The following is a 12459-nucleotide window of genomic DNA, read 5'->3' as shown; positions in this document are numbered from 1 at the left end:
GCAATATCTCCTATTCTGCGGAATGCAAAATTTAAAATAATCCGATAATTAAAATAAAGGTGCATAGGATATGCAGAAATATAAACTATGGATCGTGATTGCGCTCATCGTATTGTGCTTGATTACCCTGATTCTATGGCTTGCTCCTAGGGATGAAGCACAGGCACGTGTCTCAGGCCCGCAATCCACCAATGAAAGCAGTGCTCAGCAGGCAGCAGCACTGGCCAATGGCCCCGTAAATAACATATTCCTGAGTCCAAGCCAGCAGGATACGGAAATTAATTGCCAGATGCAGATGGATGCCAGCAATCGCCTGATTGTCAATGAACAGACCCGTAACTGTTTTGAATATTTTATTACCCAATATGGGGAAAAAACCCTCGAACAAATCCAGCGAGATTTTAAGGCCTATATTCAGCAAAATTATCAGGATCCTGCACTCTCACAAGTTCTGGATCTTTGGAACCGTTATATCCAGTATCGTCAAGGTTTGGGAGAACTGACTCCACCTGTAGGTCTGGATCAAGAAGATCCAGCTTACTACCGCAGTATCTATGCCAGCACCCAGAACCTGCGTAAACGCTTTTTCTCTGATTATGAAATTGAAGGACTGTTTGGCACTGAAGATACCTATCATGAATATACCTTAGACCGGATGGCAGTCATGGCGGATAAAAAGCTGAGCGAAGCAGAAAAAGCCCAGAAGCTAAAAGAACTGTTTGCGCAGTTACCGCAGGACTGGCAAGAAAATCTGGAGCAACTGAATAAACTGGAAGATCTGCGTAAACTCACCGCTGATATTAAAGCCCGGGGTGGTTCTGCGGAAGAAATCCGTCAGATGCGCCTGAATCTGGTCGGTCCTGAAGCAACCCAACGTCTGGAAAAACTTGATGATGAACGTGCGAATTGGAAATCCAGTGTGACGCGTTACTTGGGCGAGCGCGATAACATCCTAAAAAGTGGCCTGAGTGAAAATGCCAAACAGCAGGCAGTTGATCAGTTGCGTCAGAAACATTTCCAGCGCCCTGAAGAACGGCTTCGTGTAGGTACATTTGAACAGGTACATGATCAGGGTGGGACCCTACCCTTTGCCAATTAATTTTCAGCTAAAATTGCTCATTGACGCCGTAGCTACACAGTACTGCTACGGCGTCGAATATCTTCTCCTATTCCCTTTCTTTTTGTCCCATCTCTTATATAAAAACAGTAACGCTGACCCTCTATTTTGAGAGTTTAACAGAGCCATTTCTCTCTGAAAGCCTTGATTTTCTTGGGCTGATTACTTTTTTTAACATTGTTATTTGTTTCTAACTATTTCAACCTAAACATTCATCAATCTTATATTTCAAGGAGTTAACAATAAAATACATACGTATATAAATTGCAAATTTATGGACTCATAAATGCTCATCGGGCATGGCCCGAAATGACATGGAATTGGCTCATCAGCATGAAAAAATGCTTCTGCTTCAAAATAATAATTTTTGCGCGTGATTGAAGATTAGGTCTGCACGATCGAGACATCCAACTTCAATATTTATCGTGCATCAATACTCCCGAGCAATGATTGCTTTTTATAACAATAAAATGAACAAAGGAACGGTTATGCGTACTTTTATTAAAACAACACAGATGCTGGCGCTTTCCTTGGCAGCAGGCCTCGGTTTTGGCTTTTCAACACAAACCCAGGCGGCAGCAAGTGCAGTTCAGGTCACTGAAAAAGCCAAATCAGACTATGCCAAAACCAAATATCCTATTCTGATGGTGCATGGCTGGCTAGGCTGGCAACGCATAGGTACTGATACCATTGGCTTAGATTACTGGTATCAGATTCTGCCGGATATGGCTCGTAATGGCTCTACCGTGTTTGCCGCCCAATTGTCGCCTGCCAATACCACGACCCACCGTGGTGAACAGCTCATTCATCAGGTCGATGAAGTGCTGGCAATTACAGGGAAGGAAAAAATCAATCTCATCGGTCACTCCCATGGTGGCCCGACTGTACTCTATGTGGCAGCGACTCGACCGCAGCAGATTGCATCCATTACGGGGGTTGCAGGCACCTATCATGGCTCTAAAGTGGCCGATGATATTCAGAACAATACTCTTACCCGCACTGCTTTTAATGTTCTCGGTGATTATATTATTGGGCCACTGATCGCACTGGGACAGTTCAAACCTGAACTGGAAATTGATTTCGATGCATCCATGAAATCCCTGACCCAAACTGGCTCCAGCTCTTTTAATGCCAGCGTGGCCAAACAGATGGTGCAGGATGGTGTCTTAGCCTCCACAGAAAACTGTAATAAGAACCTGAAATCAAAAGACCGTAACGGTATTTATTATTATTCTTGGACCGGTGTGGCTCAAGCGACCAATGCACTGGATATCGATACCATCCTGATGCAGCTTGGCCCTTTATCTTACGGCAATAAAGACAACGATGGCATGGTTGCCCGTTGTAGTGCATTCATTGGTAAGGTGATTAATGACCAGTACAAGCTGAACCATACCGATCTGGCCAATATGATGTTTGGTCTTAAAGGCCTGTTTGCTCCGGATCCGGTGGCGATGTACCGTCAACATGCCAATCGTTTAAAACTTCAGAATCTATAATTTTCATCGCCCTTCTATCTGCGGATATAAGGGCTTTTTCGTTATTTTCACTTAAAAAAATAGGGAGATAAAACACTCAAAACGCTTAATGGGTCAGCTTTTCAGCTGGCTATTCCCCACATTATGGCGAGGATCGCCTTAACACAACAACAAGAATGAGGAAATAATGATGAAATATGGAGTATTAACGACAGGTCTGCTCATGGCAGCGGCCTGCTTTACGGCTCATGCCTCTACCCAGGCCAGTCAGGTGACGGCGAAAGCCAGTTCACAATATGCCAAAACCAAATATCCGATTGTATTTTCACACGGCATGGCGGGTTTCATTCGGGTTGGCACTGACCAGTTTGGACTGGACTATTGGTATCAGATTTTACCTGATCTGGCCCGTAATGGTGCGAATGTTTGGGCAACGCGAGTCTCCCCTTTTAACTCATCTGAAATTCGTGGTGAACAACTTTTGGAGCAGGTCAAGGAAATTGCCGCAATTACCGGAGCAGATAAAGTTAATCTGATCGGACACTCACATGGTGGCCCAACAATTCGTTATGTGGCCGGTTCAGAACCTAAACTGGTGGCTTCATTAACCACAGTAGGTGCACCGCACAAAGGTTCACCGGTTGCAGACCTGATTCTAAAAGCTGAAGGGACTGCTATTGAAGCGCCACTGGTCGGCACAATAAATCTGGTTTCTAAAGCCATTACCTGGGCTCAAGGCCTGGACCCAAACTCTTATCCGCATGATTCACTTGCGGGTGGCAGCAGTTTAACGGCATTGGGCTCTGCGAACTTTAATCAGAGATATCCCATTGGTATGCCGACTACCACCTGTGGTGAAGGTGCATATCAACAAAAAGGTATCTACAACTATTCATTCACAGGTGTAGGCCAAGTTACCAACCCGCTCGATCCTGATTCAGCACTCAAAGTTACAGCCCTGCTCATTGATGGCGGCAAGGAAAATGATGGTCTGGTCTCCCGCTGTAGTGCCAAATTCGGTAAAACCATTCGGGATAACTACAACTGGAACCACCTGGACGAAGTGAACCAGTTACTCGGGTTAAAAAATGTCTTTGCTCCAGACCCAGTCGATGTTTATCGCCAGCATGCCAACCGCTTAAAACTGCAAGGTTTATAGAGCTACACAAGCCTCTATTCATCCAGAGGCTTTTTCCATCTTATTTTTCGCTAAATTTTTTCTTAAAATTTACTTGTTAATCATGATTAAACTGCATATAAAATATTCATCAAATAGGCGGATTCAAGCGGCAAGTGCAACAGTATAAAAACCAGCCATAACTTCACTCGGTGTATACCAACCTAGTGTTTTTCTAGGACGATGGTTGAGTGCAAACTCTATCTGCTCTATTTGTTCGTTTGACACGCCATCAAACGATGATGATTTTGGCAGATATTGACGGATTAAACCATTCGTATTTTCATTTCTAGCTCGCTGAATAGACTTGTAAGGATCAGCAAAATACGTCTCTATGCCAGCATCAGTAATTCTTTTGTGTTCGGAAAATTCTTTGCCATTATCAAATGTCACACTATAAGCATGGCTCATTTGTAAACGATCTAATGCACAAGTAATCGTTGGAGAGGATGCTCTTGTTGGCCCTAAATGAACAATATGTACATACAGGCTCTTTCGATCAACGAGAGTCAATAAAGCACCTTTATGATGTTTACCAATCACCGTGTCACCTTCGAAATCTCCTAAACGTTGTCGTTGATCAATGACCTGGTCTCGGCAGTGAATACTTGTTTTATCAATGATTTGACCCCTACGATCCGTGTTTTTGTAACCGCGTTTTCGATATTTCTTCTGATGCCTTAAATGTAGATGAAGTTTACCGCCTTTTGATTTATCTTGATAAATGTACTGGTAAATCCACTCATGTGAAGGTATATCCAGCCAACCGCGTTGTGTTAAAGCACCTGAAATTTGTTCGGGTGACCAGTCCAAACCAATCAAATAATCAATATAAGCGAAGGCAAATGCTGTCATTGATGATGAAGGACGGTACCGTCTTTGACTTGCAAATTTAGCTGCCTGATGAGCTCTATATCCACGTTGCCCAGTATTTCTTTTTAATTCACGGTAGATGGTTGATCGTGAACGTCCTAATTCCCGAGCAAGGGTAGCGATTGAACTTTTACTTTTCAAAGTAGCATAAATTTCGTATCTTTCATCTTGAGAAAGTTGGGTGTATTTCTTCATTGTGTGCTTTCCAATTGCGAGTTGAAAAAGTCTAATGATTCTATGAATACACCTAACTTTTTCAACTAACTACAAATGTGTTGCACTTGGGATTTGAATCTGCGATATAAAAAGAACTGTGAAATAAAATAAATGCAGATACCTTCTATAGAAATCAAAAACAGATTTAAAAGAACCTGCCCCTGTTGCAAACGAAAAGTGATTAATCCTTTTCAATTTAAAAAATATGAGCCTTATTATTGTCCCTCTTGTCATCGACATATTATCGCAAATGTATGGATCAGTATTTTACTGGCTATCACACAATGTTTTATTTGCATTCAACTTTTTAATGCAGGATTCCAGTCTTGGGGATATTTTGTATTATTCCTGATGTTTATTCATAAAATTTTCTTGGATATTTTGGATGCCATGATCTTGCCTTTGCAGGAACATTTCGAATAAATCCAGATAAAAGCAAACATAAAAAAATGCGCCCAAAGGCGCATTTTTTTGCTTAAAAGCAAGGCTAAAATTAACCTTGTTTACGAGCTGGCAATTTTTCACGAATACGTGCAGCTTTACCAGACAATTCGCGTAGGTAGTAAAGTTTAGCACGACGAACGTCACCACGACGTTTCACTTCGATTTTAGCAACGATTGGAGAGTGAGTTTGGAATACACGCTCAACGCCAACACCGCTAGAAATTTTACGTACTGTGAACGCAGAGTTCAGACCACGGTTTTTCTTAGCAATGACAACGCCTTCGAACGCTTGTAGACGTTCACGGTCGCCTTCTTTTACTTTTACTTGGACAACTACTGTGTCACCTGGTGCAAAAGCTGGGATGTCTTGTTTAAGCTGAGCATTTTCAACAGCTTGTACTAAAGGATGCTTACCGCTCATGGGGTATCTCCAATATGTGCGAGTCAGAAGAGGTCTGATTATCGCTGGGTATAGAGGCTGAATCGCATAGACCCGATTGACTTTCCCTTTATGCTTGACCGCTTCAATGCATAAAGAGCCTATTTTAAATATTTAAACAACATTGCTTAAATACAGATTTGGACAACAGGATTAGTTGTTGCCACTTTTTAAATCTTTTAGCCATTTCTTTTGCTGCTTGGTCAGTTCAACTTTTTCTACCAACTCAGGCCGGCGTTCCAAAGTGCGCTGATATCGCTGCAAAAACCGCCATTTCTCAATATTGGCATGATGTCCCGATTTCAAAATATCTGGCACATCCATACCTTCAAAATGGTCTGGCTTGGTATATTGTGGGCAATCTAACAGACCATCCACAAATGAGTCTTGTACGTGTGATTGTTCATCTGACATTGCACCCGGAAGTCTCCGGATAATACTGTCCAATAAAACCATCGCAGGGAGCTCACCACCCGATAACACGTAATCTCCAATCGACCATTCCTGATCAACATATTTCTGGATCAAACGTTCATCGACACCTTCGTAACGACCACAAAGTACAATCAATCCGTCATAGTTTACGAAGTCCTGTACCGCAGGTTCATTTAAGGTTTTTCCTTGTGGTGACATATACACCACAGGAACGTTAACTGCACCCGCTTGCGCTGCAAGCTCTTTGGCACGATGAATTGCTTTCGCTAATGGCTCAGCCATCATCACCATACCGGGACCACCACCAAATGGACGTTCATCCACCCGTTTATAGTTCCCTTCAGCAAATTCTCGTGGATTAATACAATGAATTTGCATCAAATCACGTTTTGCTGCGCGCCCGCTAATACCGTAGGCTGTAATCGCTTCAAACATTTCAGGAAAAAGCGTAATGACTGCAAAGAACACCGCAGACTCCTCATTTTCCTGCTGTGTTAACCCTTTTTAAGGATTAATAATCTACGCCCCAATTTACGTAGATACGACCAGCTTCGAGATCAACCCGCTGTACCACATCTTTATGCCATGGAATCATCCGCTCTTCGCCATCGACGCTGTCAGCAGTAGCGCGAACTACCATTACGTCATTGGCACCTGTCTCAAACATTTCATGGATTTGACCGAGATTCACTTCCTGTTCTTCTTCATCCAGACCTAACACAGTTAGACCTTTCAAATCAGACCAGTAATACTCGTCCACGCCTGGTTGAGGCAGTTGCGATTTAGAGATCCAGACATTAGCACCCACCAGGCCGTCTGCTGCGGTGCGATCACTCACACCTTTTAGCGAAACAACCAAGCCCTTGCCATGTGGTTTCCAGCGTTTTACATCGACAATTTGCCATCCTGCTTTGGTCTCAATGTACCAAGGAAGGTAGTCAAATATGTTGCTCATAGGTTCTGTATTGGAATAGACCCAGAGCCACCCATTTAATCCATATGCTGAACGTAACTGTCCAATCTGAATACGATCTTCGGGAACATTCTGTGTTGGTGTCATGGGCTACCTGCTACCTTAAAATTAAGCAGCAGCTGCAGCTTTCTTAGCTTGAGCAGCTAAAGAAGCAACACGTTCAGAAGGTTGAGCACCTTGAGAAACCCAGTGAGCAAAACGGTCAGCATCTAAACGAAGTTTTTCTGCTTTACCTTGAGCTGTAGGGTTGAAGAAACCGATACGTTCGATGAAACGACCGTCACGTGCATTACGGCTATCAGTCACAATGATTTGATAGAACGGACGTTTTTTAGCACCACCGCGTGCAAGACGAATAACAACCATGATAGAACCTTATAGTTTTTACGGATTATTCATGTACCGACCACCGGAACACTTCAAACCCCTTTCATAGAGGGCAATATTTTACGCGAAGTTTGCCCTGAATGAAAGATCAAAAATTGGTTGGCTACAATTTTGGGTTTAGAGAGGATTTAATCCCAATTCGTAGTAGCAGTGGCAGTACAACTTAAACCTTTAGTCCAGCATTTATTCCCTTGATGATCCAAGACAATATTGCCATTTCCTGCTTGTGTTCCATATGGTGTCGCAGTCAAGACCCAAGAGTCAGCTGTTACATTTGAAAGGACAAATTGATAATTTTTTTTTGTAGAACTAGGATAGTCAGCTGAAACATTTAAATCTGACAAGATCAAAGGCTGACCATTTTTTTTAATATATGTTGAATTAATTACTTTATATCTTTGCATTAACGACGCAATACGTGTCATCTCTGCTTGAGCATCAACTCGATTTGATTTAATTACATATTGTGTATAACTTGGATATGCAATAGCTGCCAATATCCCAATAATTGCGACTACAATCATAAGTTCAATTAATGTAAATCCTTTAAAATTCACCAAGGCATACTCCCTGACCTGCAAGTAAATTTAACATCATCTTCAACCGTTGATTTACACTTCAAGCCATTACTCCCCATTAGAAAATAATGATTTTTATCATTGGCATCTCGATTTACTTTAATATACCAACCTCTACCCTGAACATCAGCCCCTAAGCCTTTTGTTGTATCATCTAAATCGTACACATTTAAAGTATACCCATCAGGAACTTGTACATTGGTCGCGGTAAAATTTCGATAATTAAAATTTCTTGCACGATGACGCTCCAACTGTTCAGCAACCTTTAATATCTCTTGCTGAACCTTCGTTTCTTTATTTTTCCTCACCGTTTCTTGATAACTAGGTATAGCGATCGCAGCAATGATCGCTAGGATCACGACTACAATCATAAGCTCAATTAAGGTGAAACCTCTGCTATATCGCATCTAAATTTCTCCTAATATTCATACCAACGTTGTGAAATGAATTTGGACTTTCCTTGATAAGTTTTAATTGGCTTATCTGTTGGTAAGTTCAAGACTAATCCTCGTTTCTTATCAATACCACCAAAACTAATACCAATATTACCTAAGCCTAAATCAATATCGTCAGGACGCTCATCCGAAACATCGTTGCCTGAATCATCTTTTTTCAAACACTGACCAAATGGCAAACAGAACTGTTTAGCAACACTTTTACCTCGTACACCACCGTAGCAATTCACATCATCAATATCGACTGTTGCATCAAATACACTGGTATAAAGATCATTCGCAATGACAACATTATCATTTAAGATACGGTTTTTAGTCGCCAGAGGATAATACCAGCCGCCATTCGTAAGTGACGTAGAAGTATTTCCATTGGTATTTTCAAATAATTTTTTACTACCTGCACCTGATGTGCTCACATCTACTGTTGAAAGTTCAGAATCTTTTAATACTGAAAGATTACGCTTTGTTACATCCTTGTCATAAACAACGTAGAGCGCATCACTTTGATCCGACTCAGACATTGGAAAGCTTAAATTTCCAGAGCCAATAGTAACAACACCAAAAAGACCATTCCCTGAATTATGAATACTAAAACTTGGTGTACTGTAAAAACGCGGTACTTTCGATGCAGAAGACATATCCAAAATTCTGACTACTCGTTTAGCGACATTTGCAGTATCGCCCGCAGCATTTGATGAATCTAAGTCTACTCGCCAAAGCTGCCCACCTAAGTCACCAAAATATAAATGATCGGTTAATCCATCATTATTACGATCAATTGCTTTAATTTGACTTACAACACTACGTTTCATATCTGCAACTTGGGTCGCATCTACGGATGTTGTATCTACATTTGAACTTGCCCACCACAAAAGGCTACCATCATCGGCATCAAACATATAAACACCAGCACCCTTATCTTTGCTTGAACTTGGTCTATGGTTTAAATTCTCATAGGCATCATCATAACCACCACCAACAAGCATGACTAATTTGCGCTCACCTTTCCACTTCACCCATGTCAGTGTTGGTTTAGACCAGCTTTGCCCCATATAACTTAATGGGCTATACGCTGCAGCACTTTGTGGGTCAATTTTAAATTTAATTTTAGGTGTACCACTTGTAGATGTAACATCTGATAGATCTAATGCATAGTAGCTTCGTCCACCCATGCGTAAACCACCATAAAGCCATTGTTTACCATTTTTAACGCTTACAACTGGTGCAGTTGCAGAGGTTCCACTACGTGTTGCATATTCTGTATATGCCGTCCAAGGTCCATCTATGCCATATTTCAGATCAATACCTTGCTGTTTTTGATCCAAGAAGCCTTGATGTTGTTTTTCAATCATCTCACTCGGCACAAATGTAAATACTTCTTTACCAGCATCGGAATCTGTCGAATTTTTACCTGCTCGGACAACATGTAATAAACCTTGTGTAGTACCAAATACAATTAAATCGTCTCGACTCTCATAACTTAAGTCTCCAGTTGCAGCATCAAATTTTGTTTTACCTTCTTGCGTGATCAGCAACGGTTTAGAATGCATGACTGCGCCCATTTGTCTCAAGGTCGCATTCGTATTGGTTAAAAAGTTAGTAAAAGTAGTTTGTGCCGTACTATCAGGAGGGTTAGTTTCCAGCTGTCTCGCCATAGCAGAGCTGATGTCATAACCAAATAAAGCTGCAAGATAACCACGTTTTGGATCCCTCACAAAATTATTCGTATCATTTAGCACCTTTAAATCAGCAGTTTTTACTTGCAACAAATTAGAATCATCGCCCACAGTAGCAACTGTACCATCCTCATTTATTTTACGATCAGTAAAAATTTTACGCTCAATATTAGTATCTGTTAAACCTAATTTAAGTTGACTTAATGCTCCACCTATACGAACTTCTATATCTTCCTCAACCTCTTTACCATCAACTATTTTAATTTTTGTAATTGTTTTCTTAATCGATGTATCCGCCCAGAAATCATTTGGATCATCTACACTGATACCTGTTGTGTCATCCACAACTTTGTTGTTATTACGATCTCGAAGAATATTATTTTTGACTTCATATTTTTTTAAGTTACCAATCCAAGTCGTGACTCTTGAATCTGGCTGTGGATCAAACTGAGGGAAATAACCCCAAGGCTGAATATTTTGGGTATCTAAATTATCTACTGGTACAGTCACTGAACCTGTTGTAACAGGTGGAATATATTTTTGCAGCTTTTTCAAAAATTTTAAAACGCTATCTACGACAGCTTGATCATTATTACCAACATAACTCCCCCCACCTCCAAGAATACCCCATTTGTCAGCATCCTTTTCATCAGAAGTACTTTTGTTGCTAAAATCATTACCAAAACCAACAACAGCTGTTTTAATACTTACTCCAGCAGGATTTAAGGTTGGGTCTAAAAGCGCTTTTGTATAAGCTCCGATGCAATCCCAACCATTACGCGAAGTCATTTTTGAATCTGAACTATAGCCAGATGTGAACTTGCCTAAAGTACTATCATTGTTACAAGAAAAACCACTAGACTTCGTATCTAATGTTTTTTTCATAAAATTTTCTAATACTGTTCTATCATGTTGCTTGGTTGCATTACTACTGCCACTGCTATAATAAGTTGGCGCACCATCAGTTAAGAAATAGATACCTTGAGTATTACACTGTTTTGCTGAAGTCACGGATGCTGGTGCAATATACTTTGTATCACCACTAATACCTGATCGATTGGCACTAAATCCTGATATGGATCCTGCATCAGTAACACCTGACGTTGTTTGCCCCATCATATAGGCAGCAACTTCAGCAAAAGCATAACCAGTAGGTGTACCACCCACTGCATTTAAAGCATTGACACCACGAATCATTCGCTTACGATGTGTCTCATAAGCAGTACCTGTATATGTTTGTACAAACTCACCTACAGCTGTAGCTGTTTGTGATCTATTTTGCGTTTTTGTCTCTTTTGAAGTCTCTGTCTCCTTTTGTTCACTACAATAATAACCGGATAAAAAATTACCAGAAGTACGAGAACATGTGTCTGTATCAGTACGTGACGATGGAGTTACATTTCCAACATCCGTCCAACCCGAGCTTCCTGTCGGTGACCAGTTATTAAGTGTGTAAATTTCATTTTCAGTAGAATTATACTGTGTCAATTCTGCAATAGTTTTTGTAGACTGCACCCATGATTTACAAGCGATTGTAGAAACTTCCCAATCAACGCACTCTTCAACAACGGAGGAGTCACTTCTTTGCTTAGTGAGAGTAATAGCACCATCTGAGATATTACCGTCCCTTGTCCATCCACTCCAAGCACTCCATCCACTCCAATCCCCCCAATTACTCCAACTACCATACCTGCTTGATAGAGTCTTAGTTCTACTTCTAGTATGTTGTCTGTATACTGTTTGGGTTTGAGTTCTTGTACCCATATAAGTTGTCGGAGTTTTAACGCGATAGATTTCTTTATTACCTAGACTAGTTGTTGTACCAAGAGGCTTGGCTTCAATAGTAATTCTCCCAAATGGACCATTTCGATTTGGAGAACTAAAATCAGATAAACCTACCACTAATTTGTCAGGTAGTGGTTCTATCCCATCAGAAACACTACCTTGTAACAACTTGATCATTCCCTCTTTAAGTTTATCTACCCTATTTGGGGAACAACCACTATTGGTATTGACCGTACCATTAGAATTATCGCAATAAAGCATACTTCCTGATAAGTCAACCATAAACATGATAGTCGTCTCTGAACTTTGAGGTGCCTTATACAACTCTGTGTCACTTGCAAAACTTGGCAAAGCTGAGCAGATTAAAGAGGTCATAATTGCTGTATGAACAGCAACTGTTATTTTTTTATATTTTGTTTTCATTTC

At 40.9% G+C, this 12459-nt stretch carries 11 protein-coding genes; 3 read left to right on the top strand and 8 right to left on the bottom strand.

Annotation, left to right across the window (positions count from 1 at the left end):
• The first annotated feature begins 70 nt into the window (after positions 1 to 70).
• The 3 genes from FTU01_RS02710 to FTU01_RS02700 all read left to right on the top strand — a co-directional run bounded on the left by FTU01_RS02710 (position 71) and on the right by FTU01_RS02700 (position 3754).
• Positions 71 to 1099: a lipase secretion chaperone gene (locus FTU01_RS02710; protein ID WP_180052401.1), complete on the top strand. Its 1029-nt coding sequence runs from the start codon at positions 71 to 73 to the stop codon at positions 1097 to 1099.
• 506 nt (positions 1100 to 1605) lie between these two features.
• Positions 1606 to 2616, top strand: coding sequence for a triacylglycerol lipase (locus tag FTU01_RS02705; protein WP_179992159.1), 1011 nt, complete (start codon positions 1606 to 1608; stop codon positions 2614 to 2616).
• Between the two features lie 169 nt (positions 2617 to 2785).
• Positions 2786 to 3754: a triacylglycerol lipase gene (locus FTU01_RS02700; protein ID WP_034704494.1), complete on the top strand. Its 969-nt coding sequence runs from the start codon at positions 2786 to 2788 to the stop codon at positions 3752 to 3754.
• 123 nt (positions 3755 to 3877) lie between these two features.
• Here the strand turns inward: FTU01_RS02700 and FTU01_RS02695 are convergent, their stop codons facing one another.
• From FTU01_RS02695 to FTU01_RS02660, 8 genes are all read right to left on the bottom strand, one after another.
• Positions 3878 to 4840 carry an IS30 family transposase gene (locus FTU01_RS02695; RefSeq protein WP_180138055.1) on the bottom strand — a complete coding sequence of 321 codons (963 nt, stop codon included), beginning with the start codon at positions 4838 to 4840 and terminating at the stop codon, positions 3878 to 3880.
• A gap of 514 nt (positions 4841 to 5354) precedes the next feature.
• Entirely contained in the window at positions 5355 to 5726 is a 372-nt protein-coding gene (rplS, locus tag FTU01_RS02690; RefSeq protein ID WP_004787066.1) for a 50S ribosomal protein L19, read from the bottom strand.
• A 171-nt stretch (positions 5727 to 5897) separates the two neighbouring features.
• A complete protein-coding gene (gene trmD / locus FTU01_RS02685) occupies positions 5898 to 6647 on the bottom strand; it encodes a tRNA (guanosine(37)-N1)-methyltransferase TrmD (RefSeq protein WP_034704491.1) in 750 nt (249 codons plus the stop codon).
• A 43-nt stretch (positions 6648 to 6690) separates the two neighbouring features.
• Entirely contained in the window at positions 6691 to 7239 is a 549-nt protein-coding gene (rimM, locus tag FTU01_RS02680) for a ribosome maturation factor RimM (RefSeq protein WP_004787070.1), read from the bottom strand.
• A gap of 21 nt (positions 7240 to 7260) precedes the next feature.
• Entirely contained in the window at positions 7261 to 7518 is a 258-nt protein-coding gene (gene rpsP / locus FTU01_RS02675; protein WP_004826436.1) for a 30S ribosomal protein S16, read from the bottom strand.
• A 149-nt stretch (positions 7519 to 7667) separates the two neighbouring features.
• Entirely contained in the window at positions 7668 to 8063 is a 396-nt protein-coding gene (locus FTU01_RS02670) for a type IV pilin protein (RefSeq protein ID WP_373686359.1), read from the bottom strand.
• Between the two features lie 29 nt (positions 8064 to 8092).
• Positions 8093 to 8524, bottom strand: coding sequence for a type IV pilin protein (locus FTU01_RS02665; protein ID WP_180138052.1), 432 nt, complete (start codon positions 8522 to 8524; stop codon positions 8093 to 8095).
• A gap of 11 nt (positions 8525 to 8535) precedes the next feature.
• On the bottom strand, positions 8536 to 12456 hold the full coding sequence (locus FTU01_RS02660) for a pilus assembly protein (protein WP_180138050.1): 3921 nt from the start codon (positions 12454 to 12456) through the stop codon (positions 8536 to 8538).
• Positions 12457 to 12459 lie beyond the last annotated feature (3 nt).

It is taken from the genome of Acinetobacter sp. YH12043, from assembly GCF_013419915.1.
GTDB lineage: Bacteria > Pseudomonadota > Gammaproteobacteria > Pseudomonadales > Moraxellaceae > Acinetobacter.
This window is presented reverse-complemented; position numbering and strand designations above follow the sequence as displayed.

What these genes read in the sequence shown, in the direction of transcription:
- FTU01_RS02710 (WP_180052401.1), top strand. Translation starts at nt 71, where the DNA reads ATGCAGAAATATAAACTATGGATCGTGATTGCGCTCATCGTATTGTGC.
- FTU01_RS02705 (WP_179992159.1), top strand. Translation starts at nt 1,606, where the DNA reads ATGCGTACTTTTATTAAAACAACACAGATGCTGGCGCTTTCCTTGGCA.
- FTU01_RS02700 (WP_034704494.1), top strand. Translation starts at nt 2,786, where the DNA reads ATGAAATATGGAGTATTAACGACAGGTCTGCTCATGGCAGCGGCCTGC.
- FTU01_RS02695 (WP_180138055.1), bottom strand. Translation starts at nt 4,840, where the DNA reads ATGAAGAAATACACCCAACTTTCTCAAGATGAAAGATACGAAATTTAT.
- rplS (WP_004787066.1), bottom strand. Translation starts at nt 5,726, where the DNA reads ATGAGCGGTAAGCATCCTTTAGTACAAGCTGTTGAAAATGCTCAGCTT.
- rimM (WP_004787070.1), bottom strand. Translation starts at nt 7,239, where the DNA reads ATGACACCAACACAGAATGTTCCCGAAGATCGTATTCAGATTGGACAG.
- rpsP (WP_004826436.1), bottom strand. Translation starts at nt 7,518, where the DNA reads ATGGTTGTTATTCGTCTTGCACGCGGTGGTGCTAAAAAACGTCCGTTC.
- FTU01_RS02670 (WP_373686359.1), bottom strand. Translation starts at nt 8,063, where the DNA reads ATGATTGTAGTCGCAATTATTGGGATATTGGCAGCTATTGCATATCCA.
- FTU01_RS02665 (WP_180138052.1), bottom strand. Translation starts at nt 8,524, where the DNA reads ATGCGATATAGCAGAGGTTTCACCTTAATTGAGCTTATGATTGTAGTC.
- FTU01_RS02660 (WP_180138050.1), bottom strand. Translation starts at nt 12,456, where the DNA reads ATGAAAACAAAATATAAAAAAATAACAGTTGCTGTTCATACAGCAATT.